Genomic DNA, 704 nt, shown 5'->3' on the forward strand with positions numbered 1-704 from the left:
TAACTGCACGCCACGCGCATGCGCCCAGGCCACCATCGCCTTGCCGCAAAACTCCTTGCCGTTATCGGTGCGGATCACCTGCGGCAAGCCGCGGCTGATGGCGAGCCGATCCAGCACGCGCGCCACGCCATGGCCCGATAGTGCACGCTCCACCTCGATGGCGACCGCCTCATGCGTGGCGTCGTCCACGACCACCAGACACTTGATCGCCCTGCCTTCGGCGGTGCGGTCGAACACGAAGTCCATCGACCACACCTGGTTGGCCTGCGATGGTCGCAGTCGCGGCTGACGCTCGCCCACTGGCACTTTCTTGCGCTTGCGGCGGCGGACTTGCAGCTGCTGCTCGCGGTACAGCCGCTCCACACGTTTGTAATTCACGATGCGGCCTTCCTGTCGGAGTTTGAGATAGATCATTCCTACGCCATAGCGCTTGTGGCGATGCGCCAGTTCCACGATGCGCTCGCGTAGCGCGAGGTTGCGGTCCTCGCGCGGGCAATAGCGCAACGCGCTGGCGCTCATCCCGATCGCAGCCAAAGCCCGGCGCTCGCTGGTGCCGCCGCCGATCCACTCGCGCACCAGCGCACGACGCGCCGGTGCGCTCACCACTTTTTTCGCAGCGCATCCTTGATCAGATCGTTCTCGAACAGCTGCTCGGCCAGCAGCTTCTTCAGGCGCGTGTTCTCGGCCTCCAGGTCCTTGAGCCG

1 pseudogene is annotated in these 704 nt (G+C 65.2%); it reads right to left on the reverse strand.

The features are described 5' to 3' along the window. Positions 1-704: pseudogene (locus tag XBLMG947_RS20360) on the reverse strand (IS3 family transposase); the annotation flags it as partial.

Origin of the sequence: Xanthomonas bromi, from assembly GCF_900092025.1 — a bacterium.
GTDB lineage: Bacteria > Pseudomonadota > Gammaproteobacteria > Xanthomonadales > Xanthomonadaceae > Xanthomonas > Xanthomonas bromi.